The 16,199-nt window shown below is 42.4% G+C and carries 16 protein-coding genes, 2 pseudogenes and 1 CRISPR repeat array; of the genes and pseudogenes, 4 read left to right on the top strand and 14 right to left on the bottom strand.

Annotation, left to right across the window (positions count from 1 at the left end; genetic code table 11):
- Window positions 1-312 precede the first annotated feature (312 nt).
- Window positions 313-714: a DUF1240 domain-containing protein gene (locus tag PR675_RS04025; RefSeq protein WP_227698413.1), complete on the bottom strand. Its 402-nt coding sequence runs from the start codon at window positions 712-714 to the stop codon at window positions 313-315.
- Window positions 715-950: 236 nt separating this feature from the next.
- Window positions 951-1,879 (bottom strand): annotated as a pseudogene (locus PR675_RS04030) (IS3 family transposase); the annotation flags it as partial.
- A gap of 68 nt (window positions 1,880-1,947) precedes the next feature.
- Here PR675_RS04030 and PR675_RS04035 point away from each other — a divergent pair.
- Window positions 1,948-2,685, top strand: a pseudogene (locus PR675_RS04035) (IS110 family transposase); the annotation flags it as partial.
- Here PR675_RS04035 and PR675_RS04040 read toward each other — a convergent pair.
- Window positions 2,660-2,806 (bottom strand): hypothetical protein, encoded by a 147-nt coding sequence (locus PR675_RS04040; RefSeq protein WP_272582683.1) that lies wholly within the window; start codon window positions 2,804-2,806, stop codon window positions 2,660-2,662. The pseudogene PR675_RS04035 and the gene PR675_RS04040 sit on opposite strands and share 26 nt — an antisense overlap.
- 75 nt (window positions 2,807-2,881) lie before the next feature.
- Between PR675_RS04040 and PR675_RS04045 the strand changes: the two genes are divergently transcribed.
- Entirely contained in the window at window positions 2,882-3,055 is a 174-nt protein-coding gene (locus PR675_RS04045; RefSeq protein ID WP_088499376.1) for a DinI-like family protein, read from the top strand.
- Between the two features lie 199 nt (window positions 3,056-3,254).
- A complete protein-coding gene (locus PR675_RS04050; protein WP_004918626.1) occupies window positions 3,255-3,635 on the top strand; it encodes a DUF805 domain-containing protein in 381 nt (126 codons plus the stop codon).
- 272 nt (window positions 3,636-3,907) lie between these two features.
- Window positions 3,908-4,595: a CRISPR direct-repeat array (repeat unit 28 nt; unit sequence TTTCTAAGCTGCCTATACGGCAGTGAAC).
- 257 nt (window positions 4,596-4,852) lie between these two features.
- Here the strand turns inward: PR675_RS04050 and flgL are convergent.
- From flgL to flgB, 11 genes are all read right to left on the bottom strand, one after another.
- The gene (gene flgL, locus PR675_RS04055) at window positions 4,853-5,788 is read right to left on the bottom strand and encodes a flagellar hook-associated protein FlgL (protein WP_272582684.1); all 936 of its coding nucleotides are present in this window, start codon (window positions 5,786-5,788) and stop codon (window positions 4,853-4,855) included.
- Between the two features lie 27 nt (window positions 5,789-5,815).
- The gene (gene flgK / locus PR675_RS04060; RefSeq protein ID WP_014658062.1) at window positions 5,816-7,456 is read right to left on the bottom strand and encodes a flagellar hook-associated protein FlgK; all 1,641 of its coding nucleotides are present in this window, start codon (window positions 7,454-7,456) and stop codon (window positions 5,816-5,818) included.
- A gap of 244 nt (window positions 7,457-7,700) precedes the next feature.
- Entirely contained in the window at window positions 7,701-8,681 is a 981-nt protein-coding gene (gene flgJ, locus PR675_RS04065) for a flagellar assembly peptidoglycan hydrolase FlgJ (protein ID WP_272582685.1), read from the bottom strand.
- The gene (locus PR675_RS04070; RefSeq protein ID WP_272582686.1) at window positions 8,681-9,784 is read right to left on the bottom strand and encodes a flagellar basal body P-ring protein FlgI; all 1,104 of its coding nucleotides are present in this window, start codon (window positions 9,782-9,784) and stop codon (window positions 8,681-8,683) included. Before PR675_RS04070 ends, flgJ begins: the two co-directional genes overlap by 1 nt.
- Window positions 9,785-9,825: 41 nt before the next feature.
- Window positions 9,826-10,593 (bottom strand): flagellar basal body L-ring protein FlgH, encoded by a 768-nt coding sequence (locus PR675_RS04075; RefSeq protein ID WP_004918615.1) that lies wholly within the window; start codon window positions 10,591-10,593, stop codon window positions 9,826-9,828.
- Between the two features lie 89 nt (window positions 10,594-10,682).
- Window positions 10,683-11,465: a flagellar basal-body rod protein FlgG gene (gene flgG / locus PR675_RS04080; RefSeq protein WP_004918612.1), complete on the bottom strand. Its 783-nt coding sequence runs from the start codon at window positions 11,463-11,465 to the stop codon at window positions 10,683-10,685.
- Between the two features lie 19 nt (window positions 11,466-11,484).
- Window positions 11,485-12,240, bottom strand: coding sequence for a flagellar basal body rod protein FlgF (locus PR675_RS04085; protein WP_004918610.1), 756 nt, complete (start codon window positions 12,238-12,240; stop codon window positions 11,485-11,487).
- A 15-nt stretch (window positions 12,241-12,255) separates the two neighbouring features.
- Complete coding sequence (gene flgE, locus PR675_RS04090) at window positions 12,256-13,476, bottom strand: flagellar hook protein FlgE (protein ID WP_004918608.1); 1,221 nt, start codon at window positions 13,474-13,476, stop codon at window positions 12,256-12,258.
- Window positions 13,477-13,506: 30 nt separating this feature from the next.
- Window positions 13,507-14,346 carry a flagellar hook assembly protein FlgD gene (locus PR675_RS04095; protein WP_061064158.1) on the bottom strand — a complete coding sequence of 280 codons (840 nt, stop codon included), beginning with the start codon at window positions 14,344-14,346 and terminating at the stop codon, window positions 13,507-13,509.
- Window positions 14,347-14,358: 12 nt separating this feature from the next.
- Window positions 14,359-14,763 (bottom strand): flagellar basal body rod protein FlgC, encoded by a 405-nt coding sequence (gene flgC, locus PR675_RS04100; protein ID WP_004918605.1) that lies wholly within the window; start codon window positions 14,761-14,763, stop codon window positions 14,359-14,361.
- Window positions 14,764-14,768: 5 nt separating this feature from the next.
- Window positions 14,769-15,182: a flagellar basal body rod protein FlgB gene (gene flgB, locus PR675_RS04105; RefSeq protein ID WP_004918603.1), complete on the bottom strand. Its 414-nt coding sequence runs from the start codon at window positions 15,180-15,182 to the stop codon at window positions 14,769-14,771.
- A 276-nt stretch (window positions 15,183-15,458) separates the two neighbouring features.
- Between flgB and flgA the strand changes: the two genes are divergently transcribed.
- Complete coding sequence (flgA, locus tag PR675_RS04110; protein WP_053110748.1) at window positions 15,459-16,115, top strand: flagellar basal body P-ring formation chaperone FlgA; 657 nt, start codon at window positions 15,459-15,461, stop codon at window positions 16,113-16,115.
- The last annotated feature ends 84 nt before the right edge of the window (window positions 16,116-16,199 follow it).

A 16,199-nucleotide genomic window follows, 5' to 3' on the forward strand; every position in this document is an offset into this window, starting at 1 on the left:
AGTTTGCATGATGTTAAAAGCGTACTCAGAATCCCGCAAAACCGTTCTAAACTTTCAACGTATATTTGGATGTTTTATAGGGTGAACTGAAGTTTTAGAGGCTAACTTCATATTTTATCGAACAAGTCAGAATGGCTAGCTTGAAAGCATTATGGGGTAAAACTTACAGGAGTATCATTGGTTGATATCTCAGACATATTTCCGGATTCAATAAAAGATAATGACTCTATATGCCATATCAACGAATTCAAATGAAATATGAGTCGATATCACGACGCCATTTAATAGCGAATACATCAAAAGATATATATATTACTTACACATATCTTTTGATATCACATACTCTGTTGGTGCAAATATAGAGCTTTTATAACACTCAGTATAACCTTTTGATGTTAAATTAAATTTGATTTCAAAAGAAAAGAATAAACTAACAAAAACGCCAATTATAACTATACCAGCTAAATAGTTAGCCGCTTTTATAATTTTTTTTGTTGGCTTTTTTTTAAACGCCAAAATAAATCCAAAATATGAAAAATATAAGACTATTGGTGCTCCAAAGCCGAATAGTCCCGTTAAAAACGAAAATAATATTCTATCTTTCATTAAAAAGTAATCAAGATAATGAGATGCTGATACATAAATTCCGTATAATGCCAATAAAAACAATACAATAGAAGATATTAACAACTTTATGTCCGGATTAGAAACCACGACTGCGTAACCCCCAAGTAGTGAACATTTGTTGTGGATGCCCTAATGGTACAGGTTTATTTGGCCTTTTAGATTTCAAAGCTTTAATAATTGATTCACTGATACCAAATTCATCATCCAGTTTATATAAAGCATATGAAATCAATGCACCTGTTACAATACCTCCTGTCACTGCCGTTGTTATTTAAGCAGCGATAGCGAATTTTGTCATATCCATGATTACTGTCCACTCCCCATTAATTAAGACACACCAATTTAGAGTTTTCTAACTGTTTACGATATACCTCTGGAGGGAGGTGATTTAAGCTTTCGTGCGTTCAATTTTGGTTATAATCTTATTGCCAAAACCACACCATTTCACGTAGTTGGCTTAATGACCCAAATAAATATGCATTTAGAAATTCACGGCGGAATGAGCCATTAAAACGTTCGATAAGGCCATTTTGTTGTGGCTTACCGGGTTGAATATGACATAGCTCAATCTGATTATTTGTACAATAATTCAATAGGTTGGTTGAAATAAGCTCAGGTTCATTATCCACGCGTATTTGTTTCGGCACTCCTCTATCGACTTTTAAGCGTTCAAGCACTCTAATAACCCGTTCAGCTGGCAACGATGTATCCACTTCAATCGCCAAACATTCACGTGTTCCTTCATCAATAATATTCAATATTCTGAAACGCTTACCACAATATAAACTGTCATGCACAAAATCCAATGCCGATTGAACATTCGGGACTTTTTCAATCAATAAGAGGTTTTTTTCTCGTTTCGGCAGTATTTTTTCACTCGCCGTTTCAGGTTTAACCCCAAACGGCAATAAACGCGATAAACTCGTTTATGATTAAAGGGATAGCCTTGAAATCTTAACCGAAATAGCATTTCCAAAATCCTGATTGTGGCGATTTAGCTAAAACTGATTGAATAGCATCAATCACTGCACGATCTCTTTCATGCCAATTTAGCGGTCGACGATAAAATGTTGCCCGAGGTAATGATGTTAATTTACAAGCTTTAATGACTGATAAACCTGCCTCTTTTAAAGCCTGATTTTCAAGGCTGACTTCCGAAAATAGTTTTTTAAGTTTCGCGTTTTCAACTTCAAGCTTTTTTTAATCGTTTAACATCATTGGGTTCCATACCACCGTACTTTGATTTCCAATTAATGGGATGAACTACCTCCCCTCCCTCAGAGGTTAACTGAACAAAATATACTCAGCAGGAGTATTATCATGAATGTTATCTATCTCGGTATTGATTTGGCTAAAAATGTTTTTCAACTTTGTGGATTAAATCAGTCGGGTAAACCGGTTTATAAAAAACGCCCTGATCGTAAAACGTTACTACAGACCGTCGCGAATATTCTGGCTTGCCTGATTGGTGTGGAAGCCTCCACGGGCGCATTTTACTGGCAGCGTGAGTTCGAAAAACTGGGACATAAGGTAAAAGTGCTCAGTCCCCAGTATGTAAAACCCTTTGCTCGCGGGCAAAAAAATGACGGTAATGATGCACAGGCTATCGCAATTGCTCTGATGCAGCCAACAATGCAGTTCGTCCCCCCAAAAAGTCCGGAACAGCAGGATATTCAAGCCCTGCACCGGACAAGACAGCGTATTGTTAATCACCGCACTGCGACAGTCTGTCAAATCAGAGGACCACTGCTTGACCGTGGAATAACAATCGGTACGGCAGTCTCAAGGGTTCGTCACGCTATTCCGCTGATTCTGGAGGACACAGAAAATGGTTTTAGTACCAGAATGCGCAGGACGATAGCAGAACTCTATGATCTTTTTAACGATCTTGGTCGTCGTATAAACTTTTTTGATAAAGAAATTGATACTGTTTTCCGACAATCTGAAGCCTGTCAGCGGATTGCCAAAGTTAAAGGTATTGGCCCTAAAACAGCAACTGCAGTTGTTGCTGCGATTGGCAAAGGAACTGAATTCAAAAATGGTCGTCATTTCGCTGCCTAGTTAGGACTTGTACCAAGACAGCACTCCAGTGGCGACAAATGTCTTCCACTTTCATCCCTGAACCAGCGAGTTTTAAGATATTAATAATTTGAGTTTCAGTAAAATGAGCTTTTTTCATCATGACCTCTGCAATTTTTAGGGCAGAAAATCTAATTATAGCTGTCTCATTTTAGGGGAAGTGGACAAGTACTTTATGGTTACTATCAAGATCCGTTTTAACGAAAATAAGAAAAACCATTTACCAATCAGCACATTAGAAGCATTGAAAAATGAAGTAACAAAAAGATTAAGCGCTAAGTATTCTGATCTTAGGGTCGATATTAACTGGGGTACTCAAGATAATATATCTATTGATGGTCTTGGGTAGAATGAGAAGAAAACGTATATTGAAGAAACGCTGGAAGAGATATTCAATGATGGTGATTGGCTTCCTGAAACCCAAGAAGCCAAAGTGGAATATTTTAATAAGTAATATCTTAAATATTCAACCTAATTGTTTACAGATAATTACTCAATCCCTATACTTCTTGACTCTTTACTCTCAAATTTCAGTTAAGGATTAACTAATGAATTGGTATTTGGAAGTTATAAAAAATAATTATGCCAACTTTAATGGTAGAGCTAGACGTAAAGAATATTGGATATTTAGTTTAATCAATTTCATAATCATTATCCCTTTGTATCTTGTAGTTTTAGCCTCTACAAACGACTATACTGGAGATATAAATGGTTTGGGGATCGTAGCTCTAGTCCTCCTGATGATTTATTGCGTAGCTATTTTAATACCTAGCCTTGCAGTAACTGTTAGGCGCTTACATGACATAGATAAGTCAGGTTGGTGGTATTTGCTCACATTTATACCTTTTGGTGGTCTTGTCATTTTTGTGTTTACATGCCTTGATGGAACCCCAGGTAACAACCGATTTGGCTCAAACCCTAAAGAATAAATATACACATGCGCCAACTACTCGAGATGGCGCATTAATTTTTATTGTCCTCTATCTGTGATGCAGCTTCAAGCTTAGCATCTCTCTTTGCTGCTTCTTTTGCTAATCGCTCTGCTTCTGCTTATCGCTGATTGTAGATTAAATTACTTGGCATTTCGATAAGCATATCAATCCAACGTGAATCAGGAACGTCGCAGGGTTCGTAGTTTTCGTAGTAAATTGACTTACTTTCTTCATCAATTTGCTTAATGCGTTTGTTTTGGAAACGTTCATTTCTAAGCTGCCTATACGGCAGTGAACACATTGCCTGATTCCGTGCTGTTGTTGCTACTTTTCTAAGCTGCCTATACGGCAGTGAACGGCAAGACCAAGGTGGCGGGAATGGTGGTGATTTTCTAAGCTGCCTATACGGCAGTGAACAAACAATAGGAACGGTTTTATTGACTATCGGTTTTCTAAGCTGCCTATACGGCAGTGAACACACTGCTCACGTCCAATCAGCAAGCGTTGCTTTTCTAAGCTGCCTATACGGCAGTGAACATCTAGCAGTTCATTTTCAGTTTTTACGCTAGTTTCTAAGCTGCCTATACGGCAGTGAACATGTCAATTGATTCTGATGACTTCTTGGTTATTTTCTAAGCTGCCTATACGGCAGTGAACAAAGAGACAAGGATGAGCCTTGCATCTCGTGTTTTCTAAGCTGCCTATACGGCAGTGAACTTGTTAAGCGTGGTAGGTCGTGTTCGAATGCTTTTCTAAGCTGCCTATACGGCAGTGAACGCAACCATCATCACGTATCACTACGTTACTTTTTTCTAAGCTGCCTATACGGCAGTGAACTTCCGTCGACATGAACGCCATTGCATACCGCTTTTCTAAGCTGCCTATACGGCAGTGAACCATCATCAGTAGTCGATTCTGTATCTGTTGTGTTTCTAAGCTGCCTATACGGCAGTGAACAATTAGCTTACCAAACAAAATCCCTAAATAACAATTCGTTAGCCTATTTTTTAGAAAAATACCTTCTTTTTTATGACGCTTAGTAACTTATTGTTTTATTGGCTAATTTTTTAAAGAGCAAAAACAAAGGGTAAAATAAAGAGTAAATCATCTTAAGAGAAATGCAATATAGGATAAGAGAAAAGAAAATAATTGTAGGGAAAAATAACGATACGGTAATTGCGCCAGCCTCAAATGAGTTGAGACTGGCACACGTCTTAACGACCACCAAATAATGACATGCTATTTAAATCTTTAAAAATATCTTGCGATGCTTGGAACATAGCCATTTCTTTATAATAGTCTGTTGTGACTCCAGTCCAATTTGTATCCAACAACTCACTTATGCGCTGACTATTTTGAATACTTCTTGTATCTGCTAGAAAGTTTAACTGATCAATTTCTTGTAGTTGCAACCCCTGCTTCGACTCAATATTTGAGATTTTATCTAGCGCTGATTTAACCGCTGTATTGGCGCTATCTAATGCTTTTTGAGCTGCCTCTTTTTCGCTTTGTGTTGCTTGGTCTTGAGGCGTTTTCAGCACAGCAATGCCTTCATTTAACGCTTTGAAAACATTCACGACATTATTGCTATCCGTTGCAAACACTTGTGCGCCAGTAAAGTAAGTGGTCATTTCGCGATCGCTGGATACATTCTGCATAATCGCTTTATCGCCGCCTTTGTAAATCACATCGCCCGCAGCATTCACCTCAAATGGTGGTTTGTCAGATTTATAACCTGCAAAAATATAGCGACCATTACCATCTGTCGTATTGCCTAACGCTACCAGCTGATCTTTCAAACCGCTTAATTGCTCCGCAAGAGACATTCTGTCACTATCACTCAAGCTACCTTGGTTTGAAGCTTGAATAATTGTTGTATCAATCTGAGTGGTAACCTCTGTCATCTGGGTCAACACGCTCATCTGTAGCAGCATGCCTGTTTTGGCAAAACCTCGACTTGCCACATATTGCTGGTTGCGGTTTTCAGATTGATTAACACGCACCGCCTGCGATGAAGCTTGGGGGTCATCCGACGGCTTGCTGACACGCTTACCGGATGCCAGTTGGCTACCCGCATCCATCCAACGCGCTTGAGCATTATTCATATCTTGCAAGCGCTGGTGATAAATCATATTCGTACTTAAACGCATAATAGAATCCTTTTAAATGACTAGAATTTAGAACGCTCTCATTAGGGCATTAAAGAGGTCATCTACAGTTTTTAACACTTGCGCATTCGCATTAAAAAACTGTTGGATTTTTTGCATTTGAATGCTTTCTTCGTTCATATTGACGCCCGAAACTGCTTGCTCTTGCTGATAGAAACTTTCTGTCATTTTGTTTTGTGTTTCAGAGTCAATCTGTGCTTGCTTGGTTTGGTTACCCACATCATTGACGATAGTGGCGTAATAATCGGAAAACGTTGATGTGCCCCCAATTAATTTTTGGTCTTGAAGCTTAACCAGCTCTTTTAGGTTATCATTATCACCAGGTCCGCTCCCTTTCTCACCCGCCGCCGCAAAATTTGCCGCATCGCTTATCAAAGATTGCATGCCATTGATGACGCCATTAACTGGTTTGACTAAAAACGAATCACCACTTTGGGCATTGTTTTGGGTAATTTTCAGCTCGATACCATCAAACTTCAATGTATCTGGGGTTGAGCGATCAACGGTAACGGCAAAGCCTTCAGGTAGTCGAGTGACATTCCACTCTTTACCATCAAAACGCATCTCATAATTATTGCCAGTGACTTGAGAGACGTCGCTATAGTTAAAATCAAATTCTGCTTTACCGCGGTTAAAGGTATTACTGACTACATTACCTTTGCCGATTTCGAAAAAGTCCTTACCCGGATTACCATTGGCATCAAAGCCTTTCTTATGTACTTCGTTGAATTTACTTGCGAAGACCAAGGCCAATTTATTGAGTTTTTGGTATGCAGGATCAATGACCTCTTTGCGAGAGCGTAATACACCGCTGAGCTCACCACCACGAAACGCATCGTCTGCAATTTCGCGCACTTGACCATTAGCACCAACAAAACCAATACTAAAGCGGCTGTCATCCTGTGAGGAAGGAACGGCCTCAAGGCGGTTCGCATTTTCTCCAGTCACCAACGGTAAACCATTTGCAAAAGTGACGTTGTAGTTTCCATTTTGCTCAATCACTTTTACGCCAATCAATGAGTTGATCTCACTGACTAGGCGATCACGTACGTCCAGCAAATCATTAGGCTCTGAGCCGCTCACAGAGCGCACCCGCGCTATCTGTTGGTTCAAACCAGCGATTTTCTCTGCGTAGGTATTGATGTCTTTCACCTTAGTTTCAATTTGGCGATTAACATCACGCTCCATTTCTTGTAATCGTCTATCTGCTTCCTTGAACTGCCCTACCAGTGCATTTGATTTACCTAAAAAAACATCGATTAATGTTTTATCACTCGCATCACTGCTTGCGGCATCAAGCGCTGTAAAAAAACTCCCAATATTGCTCGAAATATCTTCAATATCATTAGTGAGTAAGTCATCGACTTGGCTGCTGTTTTTCGCATAAGCTTCATACTCACCACTACGAGCGCGTGATTGACCATATTGCTGGTTAATAAACTCATCAAACTCACGGCGAACATGGCTAAAATAGGTGCCGTTACCAAAATAACCGTTAGGTGTCATTGTGCCGGGATTCTCCCCGAAAACAGCACTTTGGCGATGATAGTAACCCACACCTGCGTTAGCTAAGTTATTTGAAATCACACTTAACCCACCCTGTGCGGCATTCACACCACTAAGTGCATTATTCATTACATTGTTCAGCATAAGCTTTTCCTTTATCTGCTGCTTATCGCCATGGTTCATCGATAATAACCGTCGCAATATCAACCCGAACTTTTTATTTATATTTCAAATAATTCGAGGTGCAGTTAGGTAACAAATCACTGTATCCTTGCAGCACCAATAAGCATCATCAATCGTGCTGTCACTTGAAATATGACGAATATAGTTAGTTATCGGAAAGATGCCGCAAATGTTTAGTGTTTACGGCACCTTTCAAGATGAAAATTTAAAAAATATCACTCAGATCGACGGTATAGGCTTGAACCGCTCGTGACGCCGCTTTGTCTGCCGTCTGATAGCCACGAATTTGATTGATCAGCGTAATTAATTTATCGGCATAATTAGGGTCTGTCGCATAACCTGCTTGGTGTAAGCGACGCGCCGCTACCTCAGGGGATTGCGCGTGTTTAACATCACGATAGCGTGGGTTCTCAGTCAATAAATTAATGTAATCGGCTATCGCTTCTTCATATGAGCCATACACACGGAAATCGTCTCGCATTTTGATGCTTTTGCCATTAATCACTTCCGTTGTCATAATATTGGTTACTGGTCCTTGCCAACTTTTACCCGCTTTAATACCAAACAGGTTATGGCTGGTTTTGCCTTCCGCCGTTAAAATTTCTCGACGTCCCCAACCACTTTCTAATGCCGCCTGAGCAAGGACCAAAAGGTGCGATATACCACTTTTCTGGCTGGCAACTTTTGCAGGCTCTATTAGTCGACTAATAAAGTTTTGACTATTTAAAGAGAGGGATTTGACCTTCTGCATGGATGACGATAGAGCATCTCCTAACGGAGCAAAACGACGGACAATCTGCGCCATTGCTTGGTTAGGTAGAGAATCTATCAATCGATCATCCATGTTAAAGGGCTTCACTGGTACGTCTTCTGAAGATGTATCACCTTGCATTTGAGTTAGCTGCTGATACATCATTTCACCAAAGCCTAACCCTTTTTGTGACAGGTCTTGCGCAATTTGCTGATCATACATACTGGTTAGCATACGCGTCTGATCGGAGGAAAAAAGACCATCTTGCGGTAGTGCATCACGCATGCTTTTTAACATCATTTGTACAAACGTCGCTTCTAATTGCTGGGTGACTTGACGCAACCCTTTATCTGGCGAATCAGTTAAGTCACGCTTTAAATGGCTGAGCGACTGCAAATCAAATGCGGCACCTTGCATTAATTGCATATCATTCATCAGATGATCTCCAGCTTAGCGCGCAAGCATCCAGCGCTTTCCATGGCCTGTAAAATCGACATTAAGTCGGTTGGCGTCGCCCCTAAAGTATTAAGTGCTTGTATCACTTGGTTAAGTTGTACGCTGGCATTGACTTTTTGTAATGCGCCGCCTTGCTCCCTCACCCCAATATTCGTATTACGGGTAACAACGGTTTGCCCGCCTGCAAAAGGCGTGTTCGGCTGACTGACCTGAGTTTGCCTCTCTACCATCACCGATAAACTGCCGTGTGCTACCGCACAGCTTTCTAATGTTACACTGCGATTGATCACAACTGAGCCTGTTCGTGAATTTAAGATCACTTTGGCTTCGGCAATTGGCGTACGTACATTCAATTCTTGAATTTGTGCAAGAAAACGCACCTGATCACTATTGTTCATTGGCACACGTAGCTGAACTGTGCGTGAATCTAATGGTGTTGCGGTGCCTGCACCACGTAATCGGTTAATTGCATCACTAATATCTTGCGCTAATGTGAAGCTATCATCGTTCAGTTGTAAGTTAATGATGCCATTTTGACCAAAGCTAGTAGGTAGCTCACGCTCAATGGTCGCCCCTCCAGTGATCCGCCCACCAGCTAATTGATTGACTTTAATACTGCTTCCCCCCGCACTTGCGCCAGCTCCACCAACTAAAATGTTGCCTTGTGCCATGGCATAAACCTGCCCATCAACGCCTTTAAGTGGGGTCATTAGCAAAGTACCACCTCGTAAGCTTTTCGCATTCCCCATCGAGGAGACCACCACATCCACGGCTTGTCCTGCGCGAGCAAAAGGCGGCAATTTCGCGGTAACCATCACGGCTGCCACGTTTTTCAACTGCATGTTAGTGCCAGGTGGCACGGTGATCCCCATTTGAGATAACATATTGCTCAAGCTTTGAGTGGTAAAGGGTGTTTGCATGGTTTGGTCACCGGTGCCATCCAGCCCTACTACCAATCCATAACCAATTAACGCGTTGTCACGTATACCCTGCACTGTTGTCAAATCCTTGATACGTTCGCTATATGCCGATGTAGCAAATAGACAAAGCAGCGTTAGCAGAAGAGTCACTAATTTATTCATTCGATTATCTCTATGGGTTTACAGCTCAATTTCTACCTAAATTAATAAGGCGAAACGTTTAAGAAAAAGCGTTGCAACCAGCCCATGGTTTGCGATTCATTAATATAACCATCACCAACATATTCAATACGCGCATCCGCCACTTGTGTGGAGCTGACATTGTTATCTGCGCCTATTGTGCGAGGGTTTACCACGCCCGAAAAACGAATCGACTCCGTTCCTTGATTAATCGCTATCCGTTTTTCGCCCACTACATGCAAGTTACCGTTAGCTAAGAGTTGATCGACCGTGACGGTTATGGTGCCTCTAAAGGTATTGTTGGCATTGGCCCCGCCTTTCCCTGAAAAATCACTACTGCCTTTCACATCCAGCTCTGTATTACTGCCGCCCAGCCAACCTTGCATAAAACCAGGCAAGATTGCAGCTAAGAACCCCGTTTTACCGCTGCGATTTGCATTCGCGGATGAGTTCTTACTGGCGCTCACATTCTCTTGCAAATTAATGGTTAAAATATCGCCTACATTGCGAGGTCGCCTATCTTCAAACAGTGGTTGGTAGCCGTAATAGGCGGGCTGAGCACTTTGAAAAATAGCGCCATTGGGTGCGGGGGCTGTGGGTGCTGTCGGTAATGCACTTGTTTGAGTATCCACCAGAGGACGAGGTTTGACATAAGCACAACCACTTGTGGCTAATACCAAAGCAATCACCAAAACCTTACTCGGTGAAAAGAATGAATCGCCCTTAATTTCAGGGGTAAAACCGTTTTTCGTCATCATGGTACTCTTTTGCTGCTGTGTCTGTTTTATCATCACATCAAATGCCTAGTTATCACCAAATGACAACTTACCTTCTCGGGCAAATTGTCATTTGGGATCAGGCCGCGCGTTATGCCATCAAATTACAGTTGCGTTAAGCGTTGTAGCATCTGGTCGGAAGCTGAAACCGCTTTACTGTTAATTTCATAGGCGCGTTGGGTTTGGATCATATTCACCAATTCCTCAGCCACATTGACGTTCGAGGTTTCAAGCATATGCTGATACAGCAAACCAGCACCATTCGTGCCCGGCGCGCTTTCATTTGGCGCTCCTGAGCTAGCGGTTTCCATGTACAGGTTCTCACCCATACTTTCCAAGCCCGCATCATTAATAAATGTTGTTAGCGTAATTTGCCCAATTTGCTGTGGTTGGTTATCCCCATAGACCGTGATTGAGACCGTACCATCACGTGCGATGGTGAGGCTATTGGCATTATCAGGGATGGTGATGGCAGGTACGATTTGGTAACCACTCGAAGTGACTAGCTGACCATCTTGGTTTGGCTGCAAAGCACCGTCGCGTGTATATGCATCCGTACCATCGGGCAACTGCACATGTAGGAAACCTTGTCCTTTGATAGCAATGTCGGTGGTGTTTCCGGTTTTATTCAACGCACCTTGGCTATGAATACGCATTGTCGCCACAGGGCGTGACCCTGTACCCAGTTGTAAACCTGATGGTAAAGAGGTCTGCTCAGAGCTCATTGCCCCCGGTTGACGAATATTTTGATACAGTAAATCTTCAAATACTGCACGTTGACGTTTGAAACCATTTGTACTGACGTTTGCCAAGTTGTTGGAAATAACATCAAGGTTGGTTTGTTGGGTATCAAGCCCAGTTTTAGCAATCCATAATGAACGGATCATCGTTATTCCTTACTGAAAATTAGCTAACGGCAAGCAGTTGGTTGGCTTTTTGTGCATTTTCATCGGCACTACGAACCACTTTCATCTGCATTTCAAAATACCTAGCGTTGGCAATCATCGACACCATTGCTTCTGCGGCATTGACATTACTGCCTTCAATCACCCCAGATGTCACGGAAGCTCGCTCACTTTGTGCAAGCCCATTACCATTCGCCGCCGCGGCTTGTGGTGATAGATGAAATAAGCCATCTTCACCGCGAATTAAATCTTGCGGCTGAGCTTCAACCACTTTTAAGCGCCCTATCTGCCCTAACATTGTTGGCGGGTCGGTCGCCAATAAGGCCGTCACTGTGCCATCTTCACCGATGGTCAGTTCCGCATTCGGCGGCACATTGATCGGGCCACCATCTCCTTGTAGACGGCGCTCACCAATCACCAATTCACCGTCAGGTGAAATTTGAATGTTACCGTTACGGGTATAAGCTTCACTACCATCTGCAAGTTCAACGGCTAGAAAGTGTTTGTCGTTTAATGCCACATCCATTGGCCTGCCCGTATAGTTGAGCGGCCCTTGGCTCATATCCGCTCCGGGCGTTGAAGCAACCACCAACGTTCGTGTTTGCTCGCTATCTCCATGAATAGGAACAGCCCGCATCGCCGCTAATTGCGCTTTAAAACCCGATGTGGAAACATTCGCAATGTTATTAGAAACAATCGCTTGGTTTTCAAGCGCATGTCGTGCGCCTCCCATTGCGGTATAAATGACATGATCCATAGCCACCCTCTACACTTAGCGTAAGTTAACCATCGTTTGCAGCATCTGATCTTGGGTTTTGATCGTCTGTGCGTTCGATTGGTAGTTACGTTGCATCACAATCATGTTGATCAGCTCTTGGCTCATATCTACGTTGGAAGATTCCAGCGCACCGCTCGTTAGCTTACCGAATTGACCGACGCCCGGTACGCCATCCATCGGGTTACCAGAGGCATTAGACGGTGCCCAAACGTTACCACCTTGTGATACTAAGCCATTCGGGTTAGCGAATGCTGAAAGTGCCACTTGCCCAACAACACGTTTTTGTTGGTTTGAGTAATTCGCCACGATCAAGCCGTTATCTTCGACTTTGAAATTGGTGTACTCACCTGCCGGATAACCGTTAACATCAATCGCACTCACCGATGATTCGCTGACTTTTTGCTGGCGTGTTTTATTTAGGTCAATCTGCAACGTACCGTTATTGGCACCATTTAGACCTTGATAATCAAACGCAAAAACGGCATTAGTTGGGCTATTTAGGCGGCCATTTCCATCAAACTCCATATCTCCTAATTTCTTAGCCACTTTATCGCCAGCATCTTTTGCATAAGCCGTCCATTTGTTATCGTCTGTTTTGACAAAGTAAACGGAGATTTCATGGGTATTACCTTGGCTATCAAATGCGGTCATGGTGGTACTGAAGTTATAGCTGCCAGTATCATCTGGGTTATTGATATCAAAAGGTTTGGATTTAACTTTGTCTTCAGAATTCAGGTTGATAGTCAGTTTTGCCAAATCAGAGGCTTGAGCATCCATCATATCTGTTGGGATATTTAGCCCTTGAGGAACACCACCACTTTGAACGACCACATTACCATTCTCATCCAAACCAGCCGGATAACCTGTCACTGTCATTCCTTGGTTGTTGACGAGGTTGCCGCTTTTATCGCGAATAAATTGCCCATCACGGCTATAAAAAATATCACCGTTTTGGTCTTGCACACGGAAAAAACCATTTCCTGAAATGGCCACATCCGTCGGTCTGTCAGTACGAGTGATTGGGCCATCTTTAAAGTTTTGGGTTACCGCGGCAACGTTAACCCCCAGACCTACACCTGAACCGGCAAACATATCGGCAAAAGAGGTGGTTGCACCTTTAAAACCATTAGTTGCGGAGTTGGCAATATTATTACCAATCGAATCAAGCCCCGCTGAGGCAGCATTTAAGCCACTAACTGCTTGTGAAAAAGACATGTTTTCTCCATGACGGTTGGGGAAATAAAATTAAGATGATGGATAGACTTTAAAAATGCTGCTAAGCGGCACACTTTGTCCTATACCAACATCCAATAAAGGAGCATCTGTACCCGGCGTGACACCATTAACTCGGGTATATCCCAATTTGGTGACTTCAATTTCTGCGCCGTTACTGACAGCCCTTACATCAAAGAAGTATTTGCTGTTCGTATCAGCAACGAGTTTTCCATTGTCATCGCGCCCATCCCACGACATGTCATAAATGTCAGGTTTCACTTCTGTGTCGTAAGAGATGGTACGAATAATGGCTCTATTTTTATCGCGTATCGTGATCTCAACGCTGTCAGCCATTTTGGGAAGGAAGAAACCAAACGGCGATGAGATATAATCCCCTTGGGACGCATCATCATCTCCGCCATTGTCATTGGCTGCGGACAACGCACGGCTAGTTTCATCATCAGGTAATGGATTTGTTGGTTTAGAAATAGCCGTATTATCACTGTCATTTTGCGTTTTTAATGGCGCAAGAACGATTTCATTACGCGGTATCAAAACCCCTTTTCCGACCAATTGAGTCGCTTGCAATGATTGACCAGAACCAATTTGGCTTGAAATTCCGCTGACTTTGTCACTCAGCTTATTCATACTTTCAAGGGTCGCGATTTGTGCAAGTTGGCTGGTCAACTCTGCGTTTTCCATCGGCTTAGTGGGGTCTTGATTTTGCATCTGCGTCACAATCATTTTTAAAAACGTGTCACGCATATCATCCGTTTGACTCTTATTTTTATTTGGAATATTACTTTTCAGCGGCTCTGGGCCTGCTGTGGTGTTATCCAAAGAGTCATACATGGTGGCTGCTATGCCCATTTAGCTTCCTCGTTACTGGCCTATGGTTAAGGTTTTCTGAAGCAGCGTTTTAGCTGTATTCATCACTTCTAAGTTTGCTTGGTAGCTACGCGATGCCGAAATGGTATTGATCATTTCACCGACCATATCGACGTTAGGCATACGCACGTACCCCTTCTCATCCGCCAATGGGTGACCGGGTTTGTATTCCATACGTGGTGGCGTGGGATCTTCAATCAACTGGCTCACACGAACACCGCCAACGCCATTACGGCCTTGAGGCGTCATTTGGAAAACTACCTGTTTAGCACGAAACGGTTCGCCATCAGGGCCTACAACACTTTCCGCGTTCGCCATATTGCTAGCGCTCACGTTAAGACGCTGTGATTGCGCGGTCAGTGCGGATGCTGAAATATCAAAAATACTGAGTAACGCCATTTTTATTACCCCTGCTGTAACACGGCCAACATACTTTTGACGCGGCTATTAATAAAAGTGAGATCTGCTTGGTACTTCAATGTGTTATCTGCGAATTGACTGCGCTCTATATCCATATCGACGGTATTACCGTCCATTGAGGTTTGATATGGAACACGATATTTAAGATCCAATTCGGGCTGTTTCATGTTTCGACCTTCGATATGGCCTTTTGATGTCACCGCCAAAGCAACGCCTTTACCTTTTACAACGCCATTTTTCATGGCTTGCTGTAACTGGCGGCTAAAATCAATATCACGCGCCTGATACCCCGGTGTATCCGCATTAGCAATATTTGCAGCCAAAATAGTTTGCCTTGCCTCGCGTATTGATAACGCCTGTTGCTGAAAAGCAAATGTGGCATTTAATTTATCAATCATGTTCAACCCCAATAAATTTTGCTTATCTCTCTCTTATCGTTATCACGATAAAATAAGCACCAATGCGTCACGCCATTCGCTAACTGTAATTTTCAAAGAATAGCAATGCAGAAAACGCTGAAATTTAAAATTCGACGCGCTTATATTAGCCGTATAACAAAAAATCTAATGGCAAGATAAAGGCAAAATTATTGACCTATTTGGCCCATTCATTATTGATGAGATGCGTAAACTGCGAGCAATTAGAAAAGTATCTTTTGATGAGGAGGCAACTCAATGAATGGTTTTCATACAACGCTATTTGGCTCGTTAATTTTACTAACGACAACAGCGCAAGCCTCTTTACCGCAAGACATTAATAACTATTTTCGTAAAATACACACCAAGCCGAATCAAGTCTCTATTGAGATAAAAACACCTATAGAACGTTGGCCTAGTTGTGAAAAGCCCCAAATTCTTCCTCCTGTCGGTAATCGTAATATGGGAAATGTTTCATTACCGGTGCAATGCGGTAAGAAAAAACAGTTTATTCAGTTAACTGTTAATGTCACCGGACAGTATTATGTGGCAACACGTAATATCGCTCGTGGGGAAAAAATTGAATTTGTCGATATTGGCACCCAAAAGGGGTTACTCCATAAGCTACCTACAGGGGCTGCCACCGATAAAGTGGCAATACGCGGCAGCATCGCATTGCGTGATATCAATGCAGGTCAAACATTGACACAATCTATGATGCGTCGACCTTGGGCCGTTAAAGCAGGACAAAACGTTTATGTCTTTGCAAATGGCCATAATTTTTCGGTTAAATATGAAGGACGAGCCATCAACAATGCCGCCACCGGGGAAAACACGCGTGTTCGATTAATCAACGGTCAGGTTGTTAATGGAGAAGCCTTAGAAAATGGCAGTGTGCGGGTAGCGCTAAAGTAGCGAATTTTGATTGAGACTCAATAAGATAATCGATATTATGCGCCTACTCATATCAAAGGGTATCATTATCATTCTCAAGCATTA

Source organism: Providencia sp. PROV261 (assembly GCF_028477945.1).
Classification (GTDB): domain Bacteria; phylum Pseudomonadota; class Gammaproteobacteria; order Enterobacterales; family Enterobacteriaceae; genus Providencia; species Providencia stuartii.

What these genes read in the sequence shown, in the direction of transcription:
- PR675_RS04040 (WP_272582683.1), bottom strand. Translation starts at nt 2,806, where the DNA reads ATGAAAAAAGCTCATTTTACTGAAACTCAAATTATTAATATCTTAAAA.
- PR675_RS04070 (WP_272582686.1), bottom strand. Translation starts at nt 9,784, where the DNA reads ATGAATAAATTAGTGACTCTTCTGCTAACGCTGCTTTGTCTATTTGCT.
- flgC (WP_004918605.1), bottom strand. Translation starts at nt 14,763, where the DNA reads ATGGCGTTACTCAGTATTTTTGATATTTCAGCATCCGCACTGACCGCG.
- PR675_RS04075 (WP_004918615.1), bottom strand. Translation starts at nt 10,593, where the DNA reads ATGATAAAACAGACACAGCAGCAAAAGAGTACCATGATGACGAAAAAC.
- flgG (WP_004918612.1), bottom strand. Translation starts at nt 11,465, where the DNA reads ATGATCCGTTCATTATGGATTGCTAAAACTGGGCTTGATACCCAACAA.
- flgB (WP_004918603.1), bottom strand. Translation starts at nt 15,182, where the DNA reads ATGATTGATAAATTAAATGCCACATTTGCTTTTCAGCAACAGGCGTTA.
- PR675_RS04050 (WP_004918626.1), top strand. Translation starts at nt 3,255, where the DNA reads ATGAATTGGTATTTGGAAGTTATAAAAAATAATTATGCCAACTTTAAT.
- flgK (WP_014658062.1), bottom strand. Translation starts at nt 7,456, where the DNA reads ATGCTGAACAATGTAATGAATAATGCACTTAGTGGTGTGAATGCCGCA.
- flgL (WP_272582684.1), bottom strand. Translation starts at nt 5,788, where the DNA reads ATGCGTTTAAGTACGAATATGATTTATCACCAGCGCTTGCAAGATATG.
- flgE (WP_004918608.1), bottom strand. Translation starts at nt 13,476, where the DNA reads ATGTCTTTTTCACAAGCAGTTAGTGGCTTAAATGCTGCCTCAGCGGGG.
- PR675_RS04095 (WP_061064158.1), bottom strand. Translation starts at nt 14,346, where the DNA reads ATGGGCATAGCAGCCACCATGTATGACTCTTTGGATAACACCACAGCA.
- flgJ (WP_272582685.1), bottom strand. Translation starts at nt 8,681, where the DNA reads ATGAATGATATGCAATTAATGCAAGGTGCCGCATTTGATTTGCAGTCG.
- PR675_RS04085 (WP_004918610.1), bottom strand. Translation starts at nt 12,240, where the DNA reads ATGGATCATGTCATTTATACCGCAATGGGAGGCGCACGACATGCGCTT.
- PR675_RS04045 (WP_088499376.1), top strand. Translation starts at nt 2,882, where the DNA reads ATGGTTACTATCAAGATCCGTTTTAACGAAAATAAGAAAAACCATTTA.
- flgA (WP_053110748.1), top strand. Translation starts at nt 15,459, where the DNA reads ATGAATGGTTTTCATACAACGCTATTTGGCTCGTTAATTTTACTAACG.